Below are 19,759 nucleotides of genomic sequence, written 5' to 3'. Positions count from 1 at the left end.
CTTGTTGCGACTTGGCTCCGGTCTTGCAAGACTCATCTGTACGATTCACCGGGCGGAAGCTTTGGCGCAGCCATGGATTTGAATACCATCACGACGGTGGCCCATCCGCAAACGCGCGCGCAGCTGCCCGCCTGGGGGGAAGGTGATGCTTGGCTCGCTGGCGGCACCTGGCTGTTCTCGGAGCCCCAGGTCCACCTGAAGCGGCTGATCGATCTCACTGACCTGAAATGGCCGGCGCTCACGATCACCGACACCCATCTCACCATCTCCGCCACCTGCACCATCACGCAGCTCGACGGTTTCGCCTGCCCGCCCGACTGGCTCGCAGCCCCGCTGATCGGCCAGTGCTGCCGGGCGTTCCTTGCGTCATTCAAGATCTGGAAGACCGCGACCGTCGGCGGCAATCTCTGCATGTCGCTGCCGGCGGGACCGATGATCTCGCTCACATCAGCGCTGGACGGCGTCTGCATCATCTGGAAGGCCAACGGCGGTGAAGAGAAGATACCCGTCGTCGACTTCGTCACCGGCAACCAGCGCAACCGCCTGACGCCAGGCGACCTGATCCGGCAGATCGATATCCCGGTTGCCGCGCTGAAGCGCCGCACGGCCTTTCGCCAGATCTCGCTGGCGCCGGTCGGCCGCTCTGCGGCGCTTCTGATCGGCAGCCTGGATAGCGATGGCACGCTGACGCTGTCGGTGACCGCATCGACCGTGCGACCGATCCAGCTGTCCTTTCAGAAGGCTCCGGACGCGGGCGCGCTTCGCGACGCGATCGCGCAGCAGATCCCGGATGATCTGTACCACACTGACATCCACGGCAAGCTGATCTGGCGCAAGCATATGACGCTACGGCTCGCCGAGGAGATTCGCGGCGAACTCGTGGGGACGACGTCGTCATGAGTTTCGAGGTCAACGGCAAGACGTTCCCGCAAGAGCCGCGCGCCGGCCAGTGCCTGCGCACGTTCCTGCGCGAGCTCGGCCATTTCGGCGTGAAGAAGGGCTGCGATGCCGGCGATTGCGGCGCCTGCACCGTGCTGCTCGACGGCGAGCCGGTGCATAGCTGCCTGATCCCGGCGTTCCGCGCCGAAGGGCGCGCCGTCACCACGATCGAAGGCCTCGCTGGCGACCACGGCGCGCATCCGATGCAGCAGGCCTTCCTCGATGCGCAGGGCTTCCAATGCGGCTTCTGCACCGCCGGCATGATCCTGACCTGCGCCTCGCTGAACCAGGCGCAGCGCACCGACCTCGGATCGGCGCTGAAGGGCAATATCTGCCGCTGCACCGGTTATCGCTCGATCGAGGACGCACTGCTCGGCAAGACCAATGTCGAGGAGAGCGTCGAGGCCGGCGCTGCCTTCGGCCGCAGCCTTCCGGCCCCGGCAGGCCCCGACGTCGTGCGCGGCAAGGCGCGCTACACCTTCGACACCCAGATCGACGGCCTGCTGCACATCAAGCTGCAGCGTTCGCCGCACGCCCACGCGAAAATCGTCGCGATCGACAAGTCGGACGCGCTACGCGTGCCCGGCGTGCACGCGGTCTTGACGCATGAGGATGCGCCGTCGGTGCTGATCTCGACCGCGCGGCATGAGAAGGACTGGATGGATCCGGAGGATACCCGCATCCTCGATGACGTCGTCCGCTTCATCGGCCAGAAGGTCGCCGCCGTCGTCGCCGAGAGCGAGGCCGCCGCCGAGGAGGCGTGCCGGCGGCTGAAGGTCGATTACGAAATCCTGCCTGCGCTGATCGACCCGGAGCAGGCGATGGTACCGGGTGCACCTGTCATTCATCCTGACCGCACTACCGCGAACCGCATCGCCGATCCCCAGCGTAACCTCGCGGCGGAGACGCACGGCGAATACGGCGACGTGGCGGCGGCACTCGCCACGTCCGCCGTCACCTATGAGGCCACCTTCCACAGCCACCGCGTGCAGCATGCGGCACTGGAGACCCATGGCGGCCTCGCCTGGCTCGACGCTTCCGGCGTGCTCAATGTCCGCACCTCGACGCAGGTGCCGTTCCTGACCCGCCGCGCGCTGTCGGACATCTTTGGGCTCCCCATGGACAAGGTCCGCGTGTTCTGCGAACGCGTCGGCGGCGGCTTTGGCGGCAAGCAGGAGATGTTCGTCGAGGACATTCTGGCGCTCGCGACGCTCAAGACCGGACGACCGGTCAAGCTGGAGCTGACCCGCGAGGAGCAGTTCATCGCGACCTCGACGCGGCATCCGATGCGGGTCCACATCAAGGCCGGTGCCGATGCCGACGGCCGGCTCACCGCGCTCCAGCTGGAGGTGCTCTCCAACACCGGCGCCTACGGCAATCATGCCGGCCCCGTGATGTTCCACTCGCTGTCCGAGTCCATCGCCGTCTACAACTGTCCGAACAAGAAGGTCGACGGCTTCGCCGTCTACACCAACACGGTGCCGTCGGGCGCGTTTCGCGGCTACGGCCTGCCTCAAACGCAGATCGCGATCGAAGCCGCGATCGACGAATTGGCACGGCAGCTCGGCATCAGCCCCTACGACATGCGCCGGCGCAACGTCGTCAAACCAGGCGATCCCATGCTGTCACCGCCGCCGTCCGAATTTCACGACGTGCTCTATGGCTCCTACGGGCTCGACCAGTGCCTCGACCTCGTCGAACGCGCCATGCAGGCCGATGGCCCGCAGCCGGACCTGACGCCGGAGTGGCTGATCGGCGACGGCGTGGCACTGACCATGATCGACACGGTGCCGCCGGCCGGCCATCTCGCGGATGCGATGATCGCGCTCAACGACGACGGCGGCTTCGACCTCACCGTCGGCACCGCCGAGTTCGGCAACGGCACCAGCACCGTGCACCGGCAGATCGCGGCGACGACGCTCGCAACCACCGTCGACCGCATCTGCCTGCGCCAGTCCGATACCGCCCATGGCGGTCACGACACCGGCGCCTATGGCAGTGCAGGCACCTTCGTTGCCGGCAAGGCAACGCATGCAGCCGCTATGCAGCTTGCGACCGAGCTGAGAGCGGTGGCCGCCAGCGCCTGGCTGTGCGACGCCGCGAGCTGCACGCTCGACGACGAAGCCGTCGTCAGCGGCGTCCGGCGGATGTCGTTTGCAGAACTCGCGAAGCTTGCGCGCGAACGCGGGCAGCCGTTCGCGGCCCGCGGCAATTCCGAGGGGACGCCGCGCTCGGTCGGCTTCAACGTCCAGGGCTTTCGCGTCGCCGTGAACAAGGGCACCGGCGAGATCAAGATTCTCCGGAGCGTGCAGGCGGCGGACGCCGGCGTCGTCGCCAATCCCATGCAGTGCCGCGGCCAGGTCGAGGGCGGCGTCGCGCAGGCAATCGGGGCGGCGCTCTACGAGGAGATGGTGATCGACGCGACCGGTCGCGTCACCAACCCGAAATTCCGCGACTACCACCTGCCCTCCTTCGCGGACGTTCCGGGCACGGAGGTCTTCTTCGCCGAGACGTCCGACACGATCGGGCCGCTGGGCGCCAAATCGATGAGCGAGAGCCCGTACAATCCGGTCACAGCCGCGCTCGGCAACGCGATCGCGGATGCCACCGGCATCCGCTTCACCGCGCCGCCGTTCAAGCCGGACCGAATGTTTCCGGCGCTGCACGAGAAGTTTGGGAATTAACTGCCGCGATAGGTCGAGTAGCTCCACGGCGTGACCAGCAGCGGCACGTGGTAGTGGCTTTCCGGCTCGCTGATCGCAAAGCGCAGCGGGATCTCATCGAGGAACGGCGGGTCTGACAACGGCACGTTGCGCTCGGCGTAATATTTGGCAACGCTGAATTTGAGCTCGTAGCGGCCGATCGGCAGCGGACGGCCGCCGATCAGCGGCTGGTCGGTGCGGCCATCGGCATTGGTGATTGCGCGCGCGATCACGCGGCTCTCACCGAGGCTCGCGAGCTCGACGAGCTCCACCGGGATGCCGGCTGCGGGCTTTCCGGCGTGATTGTCGAGCACATGCGTGGAAAGCCGGCCATGCACTTTTAGCTTGTCGTCGGCGACGACGAGCTGATCGAGCCGCAGCGCGGAGATACGGCCGATCTCCTCGATCGCGCGCCGCGTCTCGGTCTTGGCGATGTTGCGCAGCCGCGTCTCAAAGTCCCGCAGCACCGAATCCCTGGTGTGACGGCGCACGCAGACGATATAGGGGAAGCCGAATTTGTCGCGGTACGCATTGTTGACGCGCTCGAACGCGGCGTATTCTGCATCTGAGAGACGGTCGAGGCCGGCGCTGTTCTGCTCGTCTGTCGATTCTGCAGTGAGCCCCGCTGCACGCTGGGTCTTGTTGGCGAGATCGGGATGCGCCCGGATCAGCGCGAGCTGCACGTCGGGCTCGGCGCTCTGGATCGCTGCCATCAGCGCGGCGTGCAGCTCATTGATACCGGCGAACGGCCGCTTTCCGGCGAGCTGCTCGGCAATCCACGGTGAATATTCGACGACGTTGGCGAGGGCCGCGACAAAGTTGGCCTTATCAGCAGCATTGAGATCGGCGAGCGAGATTTGCGCCATCGTCCTCACCCGATCTCGAAAGCGTCGGCGGCAAGATCGGCATGCTTGTCGTGCCAGTGCTGCGCGATCTGGAGCCGCGTCGGCACCCAGACGCGATCGTGCTTGCCGATATAGTCGAGGAAGCGGATCAGTCCCGCGGCGCGGCCGGGCCGGCCGGCAAGACGGCAGTGCAGCCCCACCGACATCATCTTCGGCGCGGTCTCGCCCTCGGCATAGAGCACGTCGAAGGCGTCCTTCAGATAGGTGAAAAACTGCTCGCCTTCGGCAAACCCCTGCGGGTTGATGAAGCGCATGTCGTTGGCGTCAAGCGTATAGGGAATGATGAGCTGCTCACCGTTCGCGCCCTTGACCCAATAGGGCAGATCGTCGGCATAGGAGTCGCAGAGATAGAGGAAGCCGCCCTCCTCCATCAGGAGGCGGTTGGTGTTGATCGAGGAGCGCCCGGTGTACCAGCCGAGCGGCCGCGAGCCCGTCGCCTCGGTGTGGACGCGAATGGACTCGGCGATCTCGGCACGCTCCTGCGCCTCGGTCATGTCCTTGTGCTCGATCCATTTCAGGCTGTGGCTTGCGATGTCCCAGCCTGACTCCTTCATCGCCGCGACAATCTCCGGATTCCGCTTCAGCGCGGTGGCAACGCCGAACACGGTGGTCGGCCACTTCCGCTCGTTGAACATCCGCCACAGCCGCCAGAAGCCGGCGCGCGAGCCATATTCGAACATCGACTCGATATTGGCGTGGCGCTGGCCCGGCCAGGGCTGCGCGCCGAGGACGTCGGACAGAAACGCTTCCGAGGCGCGATCGCCGTGCAAGATGTTGTTCTCGCCGCCTTCCTCGAAATTGACGACGAACTGCACCGCGACCCGCGCGTTGTCAGGCCATCGCGGATGCGGCGGGTTGCGGCCGTAACCGCGGAGATCGCGCAGGTAGCTTGTATCCGTCACTCAGACTTCCTCGAAGCGGATCGGCAGGGCACCCTTCCAGAGCACGCTCTTGCCGAGGGTCGCAAGATTCTCGAGGCCCGAGGTCAGCGTGATGAAATGGTTGCCGGCGAGCTGGCCCATTTTGCTGGCGAAGTGTACGCCGCCATAGGCGAGCAGGATCTCGGTTTCGCTGATACCGCCGGGATAGAGGATGATCTGACCCGGTGCGGGATAGCTGGTGTGGTTCTCGTAGCCGACGCCGAAATCGAGATCGCCGAGCGGCATCCACACGCCCTCGCCGCTCCAGCGCACATGGATGATGTGGCTTTCGAACGGCAGCGCCTTGCGGAACGCAGCGACGGTCTTGGGCGCCAGTTGCTCCTCGAAGCGGGCATCGAAGGTGAAGTCGCCGGCGCGGATAACGAGTTTGCTCATCTCATCTCTCTGGATCGGGGGCCAAAGGCCCACGGGGAATTTTCAAGCAAAGAGCATTCCATCGGGCTTCGCGCAAGTGGCGCGGCCGGTCATCTGCGGTCGTAGGACCAGCCGAAAATACCACTCCGCCGCACCCCCGGCTCGGGGTCGGCGGCGGGCGCGGCCGAAGGTGGCGCCTCCTTCAGTTCCGCCTGTGGCGGAGGTGGAGGCGGCGCCGGCAGATTCTCGCATTTCATGGAGTAAACCAGCTTGCCGTCCGCTGTCCGCCCGATCGGGGCGCAGGGGTCTGGATGCGCTGCCGAGGTCTTTGGCGCGAGCTTAACCTGCGCGGCCGCCGGCGAGGCGATCAGGAGAAGGACCAGCAGATATTTCGACATCGTTGTCGCCTGAGAACTCAATTCGCCTCATTGAACCGGATTGCCAGGGGCAAGTCCACCGGAGCTGCGGGCGCGATTGCCGAATATTTGGCCGGGGCTAGAAAATCTGCTCGCCCCAACGTGATGGCCGCGCTTCGGATCGTGAAACCGGCCCGGCTGATATTCGGTAGGGCACATCGCCATGTCAGCCACGACCTCGAACACAGGAGACCTTTTTCTCACAGCCTGAATCGCCGTCACGGGAGAAACAACCATGCGAAAGACCTTTGCCATTCTCGGCGTCACCCTGATCGCCGCCGCCACCATCCAGACCGCCGCCGCGAGCGACCGCCACCACAGAAGCAAGGCACAACCCGCCCCGATCACCCAGTCGGTCCGCGACTCCAACGCGTTCTGGCCGTCGCAGTCGACCACACCCGACTGGCAGCGCTACGCCAACGGCGCGCTGTCGGCACCGGCGGGACGATGATGCGGGCGTAGAACGCGGTTGCTGCGACGTCTCTCGTGTCCCGGACGCGCTGCAACGCGCAAGCGTTTCTGCGCAGAGCCGGGACCCAGAAAGCGACACGGTAGAATGCGGAGAGTAGAATGCGGAGACATCGGCCCCGGCTCTGCAGCACACCGCAAGAACGCTGCGCTGCGTCCGGGGCACGAGACGGAGTATGAGGCAGCGGCGGCGTCCTCCAAGTGCCATTGTCATTCCCCGCACAGGCGGGGAATCCAGTACGCCGCGGCCTCTCGGCTCAATCACAGCCGTCTCTGGAATGCTAGATCGCCCGGTCAAGCCGGGCGATGACAGCGAGTGCTGCAGACACACCAATGGCCGACGCGCTGACAGTCGCAGAACCTTTGGCGATGGGCGGGCCGTCGCTCTCGGTCATCGTGTTCATTCCTGTTGCGTCGCGACAGGATAACTCGCTTCCGCTTTTTTGGCGGCATAGCGAACCTTGCCCGGACTTGCCGGTAGGTCAACCGAATGACCCCAACCGGACTTTGGCTGCGGGCCTCGCATGCGCTACGCGGTTCGGGATGAACCCTGCATGACACGCTTGACCACCATGGCCGCGATCCCCGCGAGCACGGCCTTTGCCTGCGGGGACGCAAGTATGTCGATGATCGGGTTCGACGGTTGGGCTTGCTCGTGAGGCTGGGCATCGCCACTGGCGAGGATATCCCGGAGCTGACCGGGCCTCCCATGCAGATCGGTGAGCACCTCGCCCAGTTCCTTCGGTTCGGGGGCCACTTGTCCCGGTAGCGCCACGCCGCGCGCGGCGGCTCGCTCCTGCAGCATCTTCACGAACGCCGCCCGTTCTTCCGGCGAAAGCTTGCCCAACGCTTCTATCGCTGCCTGCGCGTACTGGTCAGACGGCACGGCGTGTGACACATCACCATACCGTTTGAGAACCTCTTGATCGGAATAACCCTCCGACGGATTTCCTTGTTCGTATCGATCAACGAAATCCCGATACTCTTTCTGGCGTTGCCCACCGCCCATTAACTCGTCAAGGATACCCATGTACAGCTCCTCCTTGCGTGATTAGCTCAGGCTGCTTGCCACAGACAACGACACGTTTCCCTTGCACGACATACGAGCGATATCGGCGTTACGCACAAGATACAGGCGAAGAGTGCAGCCGCTCCGATAGTTGCTACTTCCAAGGTAAACCCACGTTGAGAGTATTGACCTAGGTCAAAGGGTCATCGCGGCCGTGCAAACTGAATGTTTTGCTTGTGAGGCGTGAGTGGACATTCCACGCGTGTCGCAATGATCGCTATTGTCCCTGCTGAAGCTTTTGGGTCCGGCCAAATGTGCGGTGCGCGATGGCAAATATTCGCAAGGGTCACCGTCGCGCGGTCCCCGCCCATCCTTTTTCTCTCCACAGGACCCGGTGACCGATGCGGATGGTCGCTCTGCGACGCCCGGCAATCCAGAGGAGCAAAAGATTCGTTTTTACGCCGGAGCAGCTGCCTTCGCCTGATCCGACGCATCAGGTTGCGCGGAGGTCACGTGAACGACTGCTTCCAAGGCTGCACCGAACGACCCGCTTGCTACCAACGCGTTGGAAGCGTTTCCCACCGTTTCTGCGGCTCCCGTTCCCAGCAAAGCGAACAGGATACGGGTTGCGCCAATCCTTTTACTGAGCCCTCGAACGACGTGCTGAATCTTGGCGGTGGACGGCTGACTCAGATAGCAGACACATACAAGCGCGGTGTTCGCCAATTCGAGCGAAAGCAATTTCGACATTGATGAAGCATCAGCCTTTTCCGCAATTGCCTGAATCCCGCGGTACCGCAGAAGCTGCGCCAGCACAAGCGCCGTCGGCTCATCGAGTCGCCCGGCACCAGGGATGCAAACGACCGAAATAGACGAGGTCGGCGGCTCCGGAATCAAAGCGTGCTCGGAGCCTGCTCGCTCGAATGTAATGGCAGCTCCGGGGCTTGAGCTTAGATCCGGGGAACCGGGTCCTGTTGCTTCCACGTCATGGTGTGCCCCCAGCTCAGCGACCAATTCTTCCACCGTTGAAACTACCCGATTTAATCGGTCCTGATCGAGGTGACCCAATTGACGGTCGGCCTCCGCGAGTCTCAGGCCTTTCAAGAGGATGTCGTCATAATAATTCTCAAGCGACGAGTCATTCAGGTATTCATGTGCCTGTTCCACCGCTTCAATGGGATCTCCCGCCAGCATTCGTTGATAAGCCAGTTGCGGCGGCGTCAGCGGTGGTCGGTCGCCAAGCATAACGTCAAGAAATTTGAGGCGATCGACATGCCGCCCAAGGACGACGAGACAAATTGTTAAGGGCGTGGCCAACACCAGTCCGACCGGCCCCCAAAGCCACGTCCAGAATGACGCTGACAGGATAATTGCAATCGGGGAAAGACCCGAGCTATGCCCAAAAATCAAGGGTTCGAGGACCTGTCCTGCGAGCAACTCAAGCACGACGAACAATGCCGCCGTAAGTATCAGCATCTGCCAGCCCGTGCCCACCGCCGCCGCGAGAATGAGAGGGAATACCGCAGATATCAATGCACCGATATACGGTACAAATCGCATAATCATCGCGATCAGCCCCCATAGCGGAGCCGAGGGGACACCGATGAATTCAAGACCTAAGCCTATTGCAAGACCGAACACGCCATTGAACGCGATCTGGGTAAGAAAGAGCTTGCTCAGACGCTTACCGGCGTCGTCCAGGGCCGCAGTCGTGCGTTGAATATCCGCGGATCCGGCCAGTCGGACAAGCCGATTCCTCAGATCTTCCCGTTGCAGCAGGACAAAGACAACAAAGATCACGACGATCCCTGTCGTCGTTAAAGGTGAAATCAGTGGCTGGATGATTGCGCCAAACGTCGACAGAGCACCAGGATCGGGTTGCCTTACCTCAACGGGTATGGGTATCGGCTTGTCTGAGGGCTGTCTGGTGAGTTCGCCGTCAGCAGGTCGACCGGCCCCATCTCGATTCTGCAACTCTGTCTTCAATTCTTTCAGAACTGTCGACGCCTGCTCCAATGTTCCAGAGCCGCCGCCCATTAAGCCGCGCAGGCTTTCGATCTTGTCACTCAATGTTTGTTGATAGCCTGGCAGCTTGGTGGCGAGCCGGGTCGCCTGCGAAACCATAAGACCGCCTAGACTAAATATGATCGAGAATCCGATGAAGACGACCACCAGCACAGAAATCGTGCGCGGAATTCGCCAGGAACGTAAGCGCATCACGAAGGGCGCCATAACGAAACTCAGGAGAACTGCTAACGCGAAGGGAACAAAAATTTCACGACCGAAATAGAGCGCAGCAATTATCAACGCTGCGACGGCCATATTCGTCAGCACAGTCCCCCGCGGCTGTGCCAATCTCATTTGAGGAGATTTCTCTTCCATGGCGCGTCTTCCATGGCGCGGCTCATTCATCCCATACGTGGGTGAATTCTCCTTCGCGACACCATCCTACACCGAACTAACTTGTTCCGACAGCCCGAGCATGCCGTTCAATGTCGCTAGCTCGTCTCATAGCGCGCGGGTTGACAGCCCGCCGGGTGTTTTGCCCGTCGGGCAACACAGAGACGCGTAGCCCGGACGGAGCCAACGGGTCGGCGCGAAGCGCCGCAGGATGACACGCTCCGTGCAATCCGGGCTACGGCGAGAACATGTGCCTAATAAGGCTGATAGTAGCCACGCGGACCGTAATAGGGACCGCCGCCATAATATCCCTGACCGCCATAGTAAGGACCCGGGCCGTCATAATAGCGATTCTCGTAGTACTCCTGGCGCCGGCTCTCTGCGATGGCACCTCCGATCAGACCTGCCGCCACGCCCATGAAGGCAAGCCCTGCCGCATTTGGACCCCGGCGATAGTAGCGGTGGCGGCGGGCGGCGCTGAAATCGGTCGCAACGGATCTGCTAGACGTCGCAGAGTTCGCGCTGACGGTCGGCGAACCGGCCGGCGCCGCAGACGAGGGCGAGACGGAAGCTGTCGCCAGAGCCAGACTCGCAAACGCAGCCAGTGCGGTGTTGCGGCCGAAGCTTGAATTTACGGGCCTATCGCTCATCTCAGCGTCCTTTGCTCTCGTTCAAAGTCAAAATATGAAACGATCCAGAACGTGCAAACCACTGAAAAGTTTCATGATCGCGGCAATCTGCCACGCTTCGAACGATTGTAAACCGAACGACACGATCGAGCTTGCGACACTCAACCTGAGCGGATAATGAACAGCCGCGCCGTTTTTCGGTCGCCGTAAGCGTTTCACGTGAACCAACGCATCAACCGACGCCGTCGGGATCGATGCCATTTTCGCAGGTTCAACGTGACTGACGCGTCCTTTTCCTCAAGAGAAATCAGATGATTGCGGTTCGCAAACTGCCGGCGCGCTATGCGCCGATCGTAATGCCATTCGTGCTGTCCATCCTCATGACGGCCGTGGTGTCGGTTATTTCGACGCTCCGGAGCCTCGGCGCAACGCCGGCGTTCCTCGCGACCTGGCCGGGCGCCTGGGCGCTGTCATGGCTCGTCGCCTTTCCGACGCTGCTGATGGTGCTGCCACTGGTCCGACGGATCGTGGCGTGCGTCGTTGCTTCCCCAACTCAACCAGGCCGATAGCCGGCGCGGACGGCGGCGCACGAAGCACGCCGTCCCGCTTCCATGATTGCTCGACACCTTGGATCGAGCTTCCACTCAGTCATCTCTACCCGTTGCCTTGTCGCGACGCCGTCGGCTGCTGCCCTACATCGCGTCGCGAACCCTGTCGGAATGCTCCTATCAAGTCGCCCACCTCGGCGATTGGCTGGCAGATCTATGCACTAACCGGCAGCGCCTACTCTCTCGGCCTCGCAGGGTTCGATCATCGCGCTGATGGCGATGGGCGCCATACGATCAGCGGCATAGTCCGCGTCGCGCTGGTGCGGCTCGGCGAATTCGAAAGCAGCATGACGGCCGCCTTACTCGGCGCGATGCCGGTGGTAGTTCTCGACGGCGTCGGCACCACCGATGCGGGGTGATCGTTGTCGTGAATGCGGCCGCGACTACGGGCCCATATCGATCGCGACTATTGTCGCGCTGATTGCAGCTGGACCGGAGCCGGCCGTCGCACCGCGGCATGCGGTGACGACGTTGCTGGCGCCGGCTTGCGCGTCTGGGCCGCAGCCGGACGTGGCGCAGGCACGGGTGCTGTGCTCGTCTTCCGCCCCGCGTTCGACCGGTCGGTCGTTTTGATCTCGGGCATCTTGTTATCCGGCGTCTTGTTTTCAGACGCCTTGTCTCCGGGCATCTTGGCGACGAGCCGCGCCATTTGTTCCTGGCCTGCCTTCAACTCATCGGCAAGCCTGAGATTGTCGACCGACATTTGCTCCTGGTTCGCTTTCAATTGCGCCTGGCTCGCCTTGAGCCGATCGATGCCTTGCTGCACGTTTACGAGATCGCTCGCCAGCTTCTGCAGCAATTCGGTCAACTCCGGCGGGAGCGTGCTGCCGGTTGGCGCGACTACCTCTGGTATGGTTTCGGCGGCGGCTGCCGGTTGCGGCGATGCCTCGGCCAATTGAGCAGCCGGGCTCGTCTCAGCTTCGCGCGCCGGCTCTGCTTGCAACTGCGACGACGTCGCAGCGTGCAGCGGCGCCCAACCGGCGATCATCTGCCTGACCGTATCACCGTGGGATGATTGCGAGACCAAGGCAGCGATGCCAATCCCCGCAGCCAGCCCCAGACCGACGAAGCCGCGCAGCGCCGTCCCGCCACGCCGCGGGCGACTGCGCACGGCATCGCGCTCCAGCCGGGCAAGCTGCTCGCTGGCGCGCGCGATCTCTTCATCCACGCTCTTGATTTTCTCGAAGGTATGCGTGAGCTCTTCGTCCATGCGCGCGGACGGCGCATAACGCGGCTCGATCGGTGTCGTCACGGAGTTCATTGGCGCTCCCCTTCCCGGCCCAATGTCGCCCGAAGGCGTCCGTCGCATTTGCTTGCCCTGATCATCGCTGACGCGCTTTGTCCAAAGCAAGACGCCTTCAAGGAAATTCGGAGGCCGGACGACCCCGGGTGCCATGGTCCCCTCCCCCTCCCCCAATACCTCTCTCGACCCCGAGGCCGCAGACCCTTACGACAGCGCCCCGAGCACGCCGCGCGTGGCCTTGTCGATCTCCTCGACATAGCGGCGGCGGGCAAACGTCTCGGTGAGGAAGCCGACCACCTTGCGGCTGTCGGTGGAATCGACCACCGCCAGCATCTCGGCTTCCGCCTCGTCGAACACGGCCATCGCCGACTTCACGTTCATTTCCGGGATCAGCACGATCTCGGTCAGGCGGGCGAGCTCGATCACCTGGATGTCGTCGGCGATGCTGTCGAGATCGCTGGAGAACAGGTCGGGCAGCAGGACGAGGCCGACGTATTCGTCGGCATTGTTGACGATGACGATGCCGGGCCGCGAGCCCAGCGCGAATTCACCGCGCACGGCGGCGATCGTCGTGGTCGATGGCACCTTGCCGACGTCGGAGCGCATCAGCCGCTCGACCGTGAGGTTGCGCAGCCAGCCGACGTCGTTGGCGCTGCGGATGGTCTCGCCGCGCAGATGCAGGCGCCATGTCGAGAAGGAATGACCGAACATGAAGCGGACGCAGATCGAGGTGACGATGCAGCCGGCCAGCACCACGGCGGTAACGTCGACATTGCGGGTCATTTCCAGCACGAGGAACGACATGGTCAAGGGGCCGCCAACGATGGCGACGCCGAGCGTCGCCATACCCGTCAGCATCGCGACCAGCGGGTCGATCACGAATTCCGGGCTGATGAGCAAAAGAACCGCAGCGAAGAACTTTCCGATCAGGCTGCCGACGAACAACGAGGCAAAGAACAGACCGCCACGGAAACCCGAGGCGAGCGAGATCAGGCAGGCCGTCACCTTCAGGGCGATGATCAGCGCGATCAGGCCGATCGTCATGTCGTGAAAGAGATCGAGCACCATGGCGCCGTGGCCGGCCGCGAGCACCTGCGGCGTGACGATGGCAAAGCTGCCGACGATAAGGCCGCCGATCACCGGGCGCAGCCAGACCGGCAGCCAGACAAACAGGCGCTCGAACATCGAAGACGACCGCATCACGGCGATGCCGACGCCGCTGGTAATGAGCGCAAGCCCGATCAATGCCAGATATTGCTCGACGCCGACCGCGCTGACCTTCGGTATTTCGATAGAGTACGGCGCGCCGCCGAGCCATTGCGCGGTCAGCGCGCCAGCAAGCGAGGCCGCCAGGATCGGCGCGGCACTGCCGACCGAATAGACGCCGACGATCAGCTCGCAGGCATAGAAGGCGCCGGTGATCGGCGCGCCAAACGCCGCTGCGATCGCAGCGGCAGCGCCGCAACCGACGATCAGACGCAAATCGTTGCGGCGCAGATTGAAGAACTTGCCGAGCAGTGAGGCGATGCCCGAGCCGATCTGGGTGTAGCCGGCCTCGAGGCCGACCGAGGCGCCGCAGCCGTTCGAGATCAGCGTCTGGCTCGACACCACCATGCTGTCGCGCATCGACAGATTGCCGCCGCGCAGCGCGTTCGCCTCGATCGGGTCGACCGCGTTGGAGATCTTCAGCCGCCGCCGCCACCACTCCATGATACCGAGCGCCAGTCCGCCGAGCGCGGGCGCGATCAGGGCCGCCCAAGGGCTGACCCGGGCGTGGGCGGAAAGGCGAACATCGACGGGAATGCCGTAGATCACCATATGGGCAATCTGCGCGATCTCGGCCATCAGCGTCACGATGGCACCGGTAAGCGTGCCGATCACGAGCGCCAGCGGGATCAGGTAGAACTCGTTGCTGCGCAAGAGCGCGCGCAGGCGAACCATAACGCGGTTCGATCCCTTGCGATCGGCGATGTGTCTGATCCGCGCGAACACCTTTTTGCCCGCCCTACCCTTCCGACATGCCGTAACCGGCCATGCGCTGGCGGACCCGTTCGATCTCGGCACTCGACAGCAGCGGCGGTTTTCCGATCTGGAGGCAGCCGTGATACTGCCGCGCCAGCGTCTCGACCTCGACGGCGAGCCACATCGCCTTGTCCAGCGTCTTGCCGACCGCGATCATGCCGTGATGGTCGAGCAGACAGGCGAGCCGGCCCTCCAGCGCCCGCAGCGCGTGCTCGGACAGCTCCGCCGTTCCGAAGGTGGCATAGGGTGCGCAACGGATACTGTCACCGCCGGCGGCCGCGATCATGTAGTGCACGGGCGGAATCTCCATGCCCATGATCGCCAGGATGGTGCAATAGGTCGGATGAGCGTGGACGACGGCGTTGACGTCGGGCCGCGATTTCAGGATGTCGCGGTGGAAGCGCCACTCGCTGGAGGGCTTCTGACTGGGGGCATGCGAGCCGTCCATCGCCATGAACACGATCTGGTCGGGCGTCATGGCGTCATAGGGCACGCTGGTCGGCGTGACCAGGAGCCCGTCCACATGCCGGACGCTGATATTGCCCGAGGTGCCCTGGTTGATGCCGAGCGCGTTCATGCGGCGGCACGCGTCGATTATGGCCTGTCGCTTTGCGAGCTCGTCCGCTGTCATCGACATCCCGATTTCATCTCGACTTTTTGGCGATGGGCGTTTGTTAGACCGGGAGTACGTCAAAGCAATGTGGCAGCGCAAGAGAAAGCGGCCGGGATTGGCCGCTGCCTTGCCGGCTGTACCGTTACATCAAGAAACCAGTTGTAAAATCAGTATATTAGCAGATTGTCGCAGGTTTACGAAAAGCTCGCCCGGACGGCCGCAATTCCGTTGATCACGAACTGCACCGAATAGGCCGCGAGCAGCATGCCAAGCACGCGTGAGAGCACGGCATTTCCGGTGCGCCCGAGGGTGCGCGCGATCAGGCTCGCGGAGACGAAGCACAGCACGCAGAGCAGGCAGACGGAGACGACGACCGCGATGATGATCGCGAGCTTGGCCCCGTAGCCGGCATTGCCCGTCAGCAGCAGCGTGGTCGCGATCGCGCCGGGACCGGCCATCATCGGGATGGCCAAGGGAAACACCGCGACGTCGGAGGCGTGCTCCGAGGTCGCCTTGTCGGCCTCGCGCGCCTCGCGATGCGGACGGTCGCCGAAGATCATCTGGTAGGACACGCCGAACAGCAGCAGTCCACCGGCGATCTGGAAGGCGGGGATGCCGATCCCGAGTTGGCGCAACAGCCAGTTTCCGGCCAGCGAGATCACCACCAGGATCGAGGCCGCGATCAGCGGCGCGCGCAGCGCGATCGTGCGCTTGACCTTGTCGGGCATGCCTCCGGTCGCGGCCAGGAAGGCCGGCGCAAGGCCGACGGGATCGACCACCAGCAGCAGCGTCACGAAGGCGGACAGGGCGAAGTCGAGCATGCGGGTAGGTCTCACGCGAGGTGCAGCCGCAATCCATAACCGCTGGAGGAGGCCTTCGCGAGGAACATTTGCCCTCGCAGAGTCTTGGTCGCGCGAGGATTGAGGAAGGCATCGCCCTTCCCGTGTCGCCTCAAGAGGAGGATTTATGGCTAAACGAGCGAAGAAACGTGCGAACGCGAAAAAGACCGCGGCGCGCCGTCCGCGTCAGGCACCGAAGATGTTGAGCGACCTGTTCCTGGAGACGCTGAAGGACATCTATTACGCCGAGAACAAGATCATCAAGACGCTGCCGAAGATGGCCAAGGCGGCGCATTCCAAGGACCTTGCCGCCGCCTTCAACAAGCATCTGCGCGAGACGCAAGGCCAGGTCAAACGGCTCGACCAGATCTTCAAGATGCTGGGCAAGCCGGCCCGCGGAAAGCCCTGCGAAGCGATCAACGGCATCACCGACGAGGGCGCCGAGATCATGAAGGATTTCAAGAACGCCCCTGCCCTCGACGCCGGCCTGCTCGCGGCCGCTCAGGCCGTCGAGCACTACGAGATCTCCCGCTACGGCACGCTGCGCACCTGGGCCGAGGAGCTCGGCATGCCGGACGCGGCAAGGCTGCTCCAGGAGACGCTGGACGAGGAAGAGGCGACCGATCACACGCTGACCGAGCTCGCGACCTCGGTCATCAACCTCGAAGCGGAAGAGGAGTACCGCGCCGCGGCCTGATCGGCGCGACGCGCCCTACTGTTGCCTTCGATGCCGCGGAATATCCCCGCGGCGTCGAAGCGTGCGACGACAAGGGCCTCTTCCGGTTGGAGAGGCCAGGCATGCTCCAAACGCGCGATGCTGGAATTTTGGGGAACCGTCCCCATATGCTCGTTTTCCAACCGCAGCGCCTTCCCCGAGTTTTGCCATGCAACCCAAAAATCCCCTCGACTGGATGCTGTCCGAAGCCCTGGACTCGCTGACCCGCGCCGAACGGCTGCGGCAGCAGTTCGGCCGCCAGGAAGCCTGCTGGGAGCCGCCGATCGACGTGCTCGAGACCGAGCATGAGCTTTTGATCCTGGTCGCGCTTCCCGGCGTCAACCCTGACAATGTCGAGACGGTGATCCTCGACGGCGTGCTCGTCATCTCCGGCCAGCGCACGCTGCCGCCGGAGCTTCGCAACGCCCGCATCCACCGGCTCGAGCTGCCGCAGGGCCGCTTCGAGCGGCGCATCGCGCTTCCCGTCGGCCGCTACGCCATCAGCCGCTTCGTGATGGACGGCTGCGTCGCGCTGCGCCTCGCTAAATCCTGAGGTCGATCATGGCCACCGAACAGATGAATACCGCACAAACCAATTCCCAGAATAATCCCGACGTGAAGATTCCCGAAGACGCGCTGATCGTCATCCCGGTGCGCGAGATGGTGCTGTTCCCCGGCGCCATCGCGCCGATCGCGATCGGCCGGGCGAAGTCCATCGCCGCCGCACAGCAGGCGCTGCGCGAGCAGCGGCCGGTCGGCATCGTCCTGCAGCGCAGCCCCGAGATCGAGGAGCCCGGGCCGGACGATCTCTACCGGGTCGCGACCATCGCCAACATCGTGCGCTACATCACCGCGCCCGACGGCACCCATCACATCGTCTGCCAGGGCGTGCAGCGCGCGCGCATCCTCGACTTCCTGCCCGGGACACCGTTCCTGGCCGCGCGCTTCCAGCAGATCCCCGAGCCGAGCACGAGCTCGCCCGAGATCGAGGCGCGCGCGCTGAACCTGCAGCGCCAGGCCATCGAGGCGATCGAGCTGCTGCCGCAGGCGCCGCCCGAGCTGGTCGCGATGTTCCAGAGCACGACTGCGCCCGGCGCGCTGGCCGACCTGGCGACCTCGTTCATGGACATCAAGCCGCAGGACAAGCAGGAGGTGCTGGAGACCATCGACCTCGCCTTGCGCGTCGAGAAGGTGTCGAAGCACCTGGCCGAACGGCTGGAGGTGCTGCGCATCTCCAACGAGATCGGCCAGAAGACAAAGGCCTCCTTCGACGAGCGGCAGCGCGAGGCGATCCTGCGCGAGCAGATGGCGACCATCCAGCGCCAGCTCGGCGAAGGCGACGGCAAGGCGGCCGAGGTCGCCGAGCTGACGGCTGCCATCGCCAAGGCCAACATGCCGCCGGAAGCGGAGGCGCACGCCAAGAAGGAGCTGCGGCGCTACGAGCGCATGCCCGAGGCTGCCGGTGAGTCCGGCATGGTCCGCACCTATCTGGACTGGCTGATCGAACTGCCCTGGGCGCTGCCCGCGGAGAAGCCGATCGACATCACGGAAGCGCGTCGCATCCTGGATGCCGATCATTTCGGCCTGGAGAAGATCAAGGGCCGGATCATCGAATATCTGGCGGTGCGCAAGCTCGCTCCGCATGGCAAGGCGCCGATCCTGTGCTTCGTCGGTCCGCCCGGCGTCGGCAAGACCTCGCTCGGCCAGTCCATCGCACGCGCGATGGATCGCCCCTTCGTGCGCGTCAGCCTCGGCGGCGTGCATGACGAGGCCGAGATCCGCGGCCACCGGCGCACCTATATCGGCGCACTGCCCGGCAACATCATCCAGGGCATCAAGAAGGCCGGCACGCGGAACTGCGTCATGATGCTGGACGAGATCGACAAGATGGGCCGTGGCGTGCAGGGCGATCCCTCGGCCGCCATGCTGGAGGTGCTCGACCCCGAGCAGAACGGGACGTTCCGGGACAACTATCTGGCCGTGCCGTTCGACCTGTCGCGCGTGGTGTTCATCGCGACCGCCAACATGCTGGACCAGATTCCGGGTCCGCTGCTGGATCGCATGGAGCTGATCAGCCTCGCCGGTTACACCGAGGAGGAGAAGCTGGAGATCGCGCGCCGCTATCTGGTGCGGCGTCAGCTCGAGGCCAACGGCCTGACGGCCGAGCAGGCCGAGATCGAGCCGGAGGCGTTGAAGCTGGTCGTCAAGGGCTACACCCGCGAGGCCGGCGTGCGCAATCTCGAGCGCGAGATCGGCAAGGTGTTCCGCCATGCCGCGGTGCAAATCGCCGAGGGCACGGCTGCCAAGGTCGTGGTGAGCCCCAAGGACATCGCCACCGTGCTCGGCCAGCCGCGCTTCGAGGGCGAGATCGCGCAGCGGACCAGCATTCCGGGCGTCGCCACCGGGCTCGCCTGGACGCCGGTCGGCGGTGACATCCTGTTCATCGAGGCTTCGCGCGTGCCCGGCCGGGGCGGCATGATCCTGACCGGCCAGCTCGGCGACGTCATGCGCGAGAGCGTGCAGGCCGCGATGACGCTGGTGAAGAGCAAGGCCACGCAGCTCGGCATCGATCCGTCGGTGTTCGAGAAGAGCGACATCCACGTCCACGTGCCGGCGGGCGCAACCCCGAAGGACGGACCGAGCGCGGGCGTTGCGATGTTCACGGCGTTGACGTCCCTGCTCACCAATCGCACGGTGCGCAGCGACACCGCGATGACCGGCGAGATCTCGCTGCGCGGCCTGGTGCTGCCTGTCGGCGGCATCAAGGAGAAGGTGGTGGCTGCGGCCGCCGCCGGATTGAAGCGGGTGATGCTGCCGGCGCGCAACAAGCGGGACTACGACGACATCCCGAAGAGCGCGCGGGAGAACCTCGAATTCATCTGGCTGGAGCGCGTCGACGAGGCCATCGCCGTAGCGCTCGAGCCGGCTGATGCCAAGGTCGAAGCGGCGGAGTGAA

Annotated in this window: 19 protein-coding genes; 7 read left to right on the top strand and 12 right to left on the bottom strand. The window is 64.0% G+C overall.

The features are described 5' to 3' along the window. The first annotated feature begins 72 nt into the window (after positions 1-72). Positions 73-900 (top strand): FAD binding domain-containing protein, encoded by an 828-nt coding sequence (locus tag AB7Z56_RS12720; RefSeq protein WP_135215157.1) that lies wholly within the window; start codon positions 73-75, stop codon positions 898-900. Further along, positions 897-3,623 carry a molybdopterin-dependent oxidoreductase gene (locus AB7Z56_RS12715; protein ID WP_354123871.1) on the top strand — a complete coding sequence of 909 codons (2,727 nt, stop codon included), beginning with the start codon at positions 897-899 and terminating at the stop codon, positions 3,621-3,623. Before AB7Z56_RS12720 ends, AB7Z56_RS12715 begins: the two co-directional genes overlap by 4 nt. Here the strand turns inward: AB7Z56_RS12715 and uraD are convergent. The 4 genes from uraD to AB7Z56_RS12695 form a co-directional block, all read right to left on the bottom strand. Continuing rightward, positions 3,620-4,507: a 2-oxo-4-hydroxy-4-carboxy-5-ureidoimidazoline decarboxylase gene (gene uraD, locus AB7Z56_RS12710; RefSeq protein WP_354123870.1), complete on the bottom strand. Its 888-nt coding sequence runs from the start codon at positions 4,505-4,507 to the stop codon at positions 3,620-3,622. The genes AB7Z56_RS12715 and uraD overlap by 4 nt on opposite strands. A gap of 5 nt (positions 4,508-4,512) precedes the next feature. Next, positions 4,513-5,448, bottom strand: coding sequence for an allantoinase PuuE (gene puuE / locus AB7Z56_RS12705; protein WP_354123869.1), 936 nt, complete (start codon positions 5,446-5,448; stop codon positions 4,513-4,515). Beyond that, a complete protein-coding gene (locus tag AB7Z56_RS12700; RefSeq protein WP_014493672.1) occupies positions 5,449-5,862 on the bottom strand; it encodes a DUF3830 family protein in 414 nt (137 codons plus the stop codon). Positions 5,863-5,951: 89 nt separating this feature from the next. Continuing rightward, positions 5,952-6,239, bottom strand: a complete 288-nt coding sequence (locus AB7Z56_RS12695; protein ID WP_354123868.1) for a hypothetical protein — start codon at positions 6,237-6,239, stop codon at positions 5,952-5,954. A gap of 253 nt (positions 6,240-6,492) precedes the next feature. Here AB7Z56_RS12695 and AB7Z56_RS12690 point away from each other — a divergent pair, with 253 nt between their 5' ends. Continuing rightward, positions 6,493-6,708 carry a hypothetical protein gene (locus tag AB7Z56_RS12690; RefSeq protein ID WP_071911729.1) on the top strand — a complete coding sequence of 72 codons (216 nt, stop codon included), beginning with the start codon at positions 6,493-6,495 and terminating at the stop codon, positions 6,706-6,708. A gap of 546 nt (positions 6,709-7,254) precedes the next feature. Here the strand turns inward: AB7Z56_RS12690 and AB7Z56_RS12685 are convergent. The 4 genes from AB7Z56_RS12685 to AB7Z56_RS12670 form a co-directional block, all read right to left on the bottom strand. After that, entirely contained in the window at positions 7,255-7,755 is a 501-nt protein-coding gene (locus AB7Z56_RS12685) for a hypothetical protein (RefSeq protein WP_071911727.1), read from the bottom strand. A gap of 435 nt (positions 7,756-8,190) precedes the next feature. Beyond that, positions 8,191-10,116 carry an AI-2E family transporter gene (locus AB7Z56_RS12680; protein WP_354123866.1) on the bottom strand — a complete coding sequence of 642 codons (1,926 nt, stop codon included), beginning with the start codon at positions 10,114-10,116 and terminating at the stop codon, positions 8,191-8,193. 272 nt (positions 10,117-10,388) lie between these two features. Beyond that, the gene (locus AB7Z56_RS12675; RefSeq protein WP_354123865.1) at positions 10,389-10,784 is read right to left on the bottom strand and encodes a hypothetical protein; all 396 of its coding nucleotides are present in this window, start codon (positions 10,782-10,784) and stop codon (positions 10,389-10,391) included. A gap of 27 nt (positions 10,785-10,811) precedes the next feature. After that, on the bottom strand, positions 10,812-11,024 hold the full coding sequence (locus tag AB7Z56_RS12670; RefSeq protein WP_354123864.1) for a hypothetical protein: 213 nt from the start codon (positions 11,022-11,024) through the stop codon (positions 10,812-10,814). A 50-nt stretch (positions 11,025-11,074) separates the two neighbouring features. Between AB7Z56_RS12670 and AB7Z56_RS12665 the strand changes: the two genes are divergently transcribed. Next, positions 11,075-11,332 carry a DUF2798 domain-containing protein gene (locus AB7Z56_RS12665; protein ID WP_354123863.1) on the top strand — a complete coding sequence of 86 codons (258 nt, stop codon included), beginning with the start codon at positions 11,075-11,077 and terminating at the stop codon, positions 11,330-11,332. Positions 11,333-11,777: 445 nt separating this feature from the next. Here AB7Z56_RS12665 and AB7Z56_RS12660 read toward each other — a convergent pair whose 3' ends face one another. From AB7Z56_RS12660 to AB7Z56_RS12645, 4 genes are all read right to left on the bottom strand, one after another. Continuing rightward, positions 11,778-12,632 carry a hypothetical protein gene (locus AB7Z56_RS12660; protein ID WP_354123862.1) on the bottom strand — a complete coding sequence of 285 codons (855 nt, stop codon included), beginning with the start codon at positions 12,630-12,632 and terminating at the stop codon, positions 11,778-11,780. A gap of 186 nt (positions 12,633-12,818) precedes the next feature. Further along, positions 12,819-14,606 (bottom strand): chloride channel protein, encoded by a 1,788-nt coding sequence (locus AB7Z56_RS12655; RefSeq protein WP_354123861.1) that lies wholly within the window; start codon positions 14,604-14,606, stop codon positions 12,819-12,821. 13 nt (positions 14,607-14,619) lie between these two features. Then, positions 14,620-15,273, bottom strand: coding sequence for an L-fuculose-phosphate aldolase (locus AB7Z56_RS12650; RefSeq protein ID WP_354123860.1), 654 nt, complete (start codon positions 15,271-15,273; stop codon positions 14,620-14,622). Positions 15,274-15,443: 170 nt separating this feature from the next. Continuing rightward, complete coding sequence (locus tag AB7Z56_RS12645; RefSeq protein WP_085405701.1) at positions 15,444-16,070, bottom strand: MarC family protein; 627 nt, start codon at positions 16,068-16,070, stop codon at positions 15,444-15,446. Positions 16,071-16,215: 145 nt separating this feature from the next. On the opposite strand from AB7Z56_RS12645, the gene AB7Z56_RS12640 reads away from it, so the two are divergent. The 3 genes from AB7Z56_RS12640 to lon all read left to right on the top strand — a co-directional run bounded on the left by AB7Z56_RS12640 (position 16,216) and on the right by lon (position 19,758). Continuing rightward, on the top strand, positions 16,216-16,785 hold the full coding sequence (locus AB7Z56_RS12640) for a YciE/YciF ferroxidase family protein (RefSeq protein WP_063982009.1): 570 nt from the start codon (positions 16,216-16,218) through the stop codon (positions 16,783-16,785). Between the two features lie 187 nt (positions 16,786-16,972). Then, positions 16,973-17,356 (top strand): Hsp20/alpha crystallin family protein, encoded by a 384-nt coding sequence (locus tag AB7Z56_RS12635; RefSeq protein ID WP_014493661.1) that lies wholly within the window; start codon positions 16,973-16,975, stop codon positions 17,354-17,356. A gap of 8 nt (positions 17,357-17,364) precedes the next feature. After that, complete coding sequence (gene lon, locus AB7Z56_RS12630) at positions 17,365-19,758, top strand: endopeptidase La (RefSeq protein ID WP_441256263.1); 2,394 nt, start codon at positions 17,365-17,367, stop codon at positions 19,756-19,758. Position 19,759 lies beyond the last annotated feature (1 nt).

Origin of the sequence: Bradyrhizobium sp. 482_C4_N1_8 (assembly GCF_052075965.1) — a bacterium.
Taxonomy (GTDB): Bacteria; Pseudomonadota; Alphaproteobacteria; order Rhizobiales; family Xanthobacteraceae; genus Bradyrhizobium; species Bradyrhizobium barranii.
Note: the sequence above shows the minus strand (reverse complement) of the source record. Positions and strands in the feature narration are given on the sequence as shown.

Excerpts from the sequence above, each read along its gene's own strand:
- AB7Z56_RS12720 (WP_135215157.1), top strand. The coding sequence starts at position 73 with ATGGATTTGAATACCATCACGACGGTGGCCCATCCGCAAACGCGCGCG.
- AB7Z56_RS12715 (WP_354123871.1), top strand. The coding sequence starts at position 897 with ATGAGTTTCGAGGTCAACGGCAAGACGTTCCCGCAAGAGCCGCGCGCC.
- uraD (WP_354123870.1), bottom strand. The coding sequence starts at position 4,507 with ATGGCGCAAATCTCGCTCGCCGATCTCAATGCTGCTGATAAGGCCAAC.
- AB7Z56_RS12700 (WP_014493672.1), bottom strand. The coding sequence starts at position 5,862 with ATGAGCAAACTCGTTATCCGCGCCGGCGACTTCACCTTCGATGCCCGC.
- AB7Z56_RS12695 (WP_354123868.1), bottom strand. The coding sequence starts at position 6,239 with ATGTCGAAATATCTGCTGGTCCTTCTCCTGATCGCCTCGCCGGCGGCC.
- AB7Z56_RS12690 (WP_071911729.1), top strand. The coding sequence starts at position 6,493 with ATGCGAAAGACCTTTGCCATTCTCGGCGTCACCCTGATCGCCGCCGCC.
- AB7Z56_RS12685 (WP_071911727.1), bottom strand. The coding sequence starts at position 7,755 with ATGGGTATCCTTGACGAGTTAATGGGCGGTGGGCAACGCCAGAAAGAG.
- AB7Z56_RS12680 (WP_354123866.1), bottom strand. The coding sequence starts at position 10,116 with ATGGAAGAGAAATCTCCTCAAATGAGATTGGCACAGCCGCGGGGGACT.
- AB7Z56_RS12675 (WP_354123865.1), bottom strand. The coding sequence starts at position 10,784 with ATGAGCGATAGGCCCGTAAATTCAAGCTTCGGCCGCAACACCGCACTG.
- AB7Z56_RS12670 (WP_354123864.1), bottom strand. The coding sequence starts at position 11,024 with ATGGCATCGATCCCGACGGCGTCGGTTGATGCGTTGGTTCACGTGAAA.
- AB7Z56_RS12665 (WP_354123863.1), top strand. The coding sequence starts at position 11,075 with ATGATTGCGGTTCGCAAACTGCCGGCGCGCTATGCGCCGATCGTAATG.
- AB7Z56_RS12660 (WP_354123862.1), bottom strand. The coding sequence starts at position 12,632 with ATGAACTCCGTGACGACACCGATCGAGCCGCGTTATGCGCCGTCCGCG.
- AB7Z56_RS12650 (WP_354123860.1), bottom strand. The coding sequence starts at position 15,273 with ATGTCGATGACAGCGGACGAGCTCGCAAAGCGACAGGCCATAATCGAC.
- AB7Z56_RS12645 (WP_085405701.1), bottom strand. The coding sequence starts at position 16,070 with ATGCTCGACTTCGCCCTGTCCGCCTTCGTGACGCTGCTGCTGGTGGTC.
- AB7Z56_RS12640 (WP_063982009.1), top strand. The coding sequence starts at position 16,216 with ATGGCTAAACGAGCGAAGAAACGTGCGAACGCGAAAAAGACCGCGGCG.
- AB7Z56_RS12635 (WP_014493661.1), top strand. The coding sequence starts at position 16,973 with ATGCAACCCAAAAATCCCCTCGACTGGATGCTGTCCGAAGCCCTGGAC.
- lon (WP_441256263.1), top strand. The coding sequence starts at position 17,365 with ATGGCCACCGAACAGATGAATACCGCACAAACCAATTCCCAGAATAAT.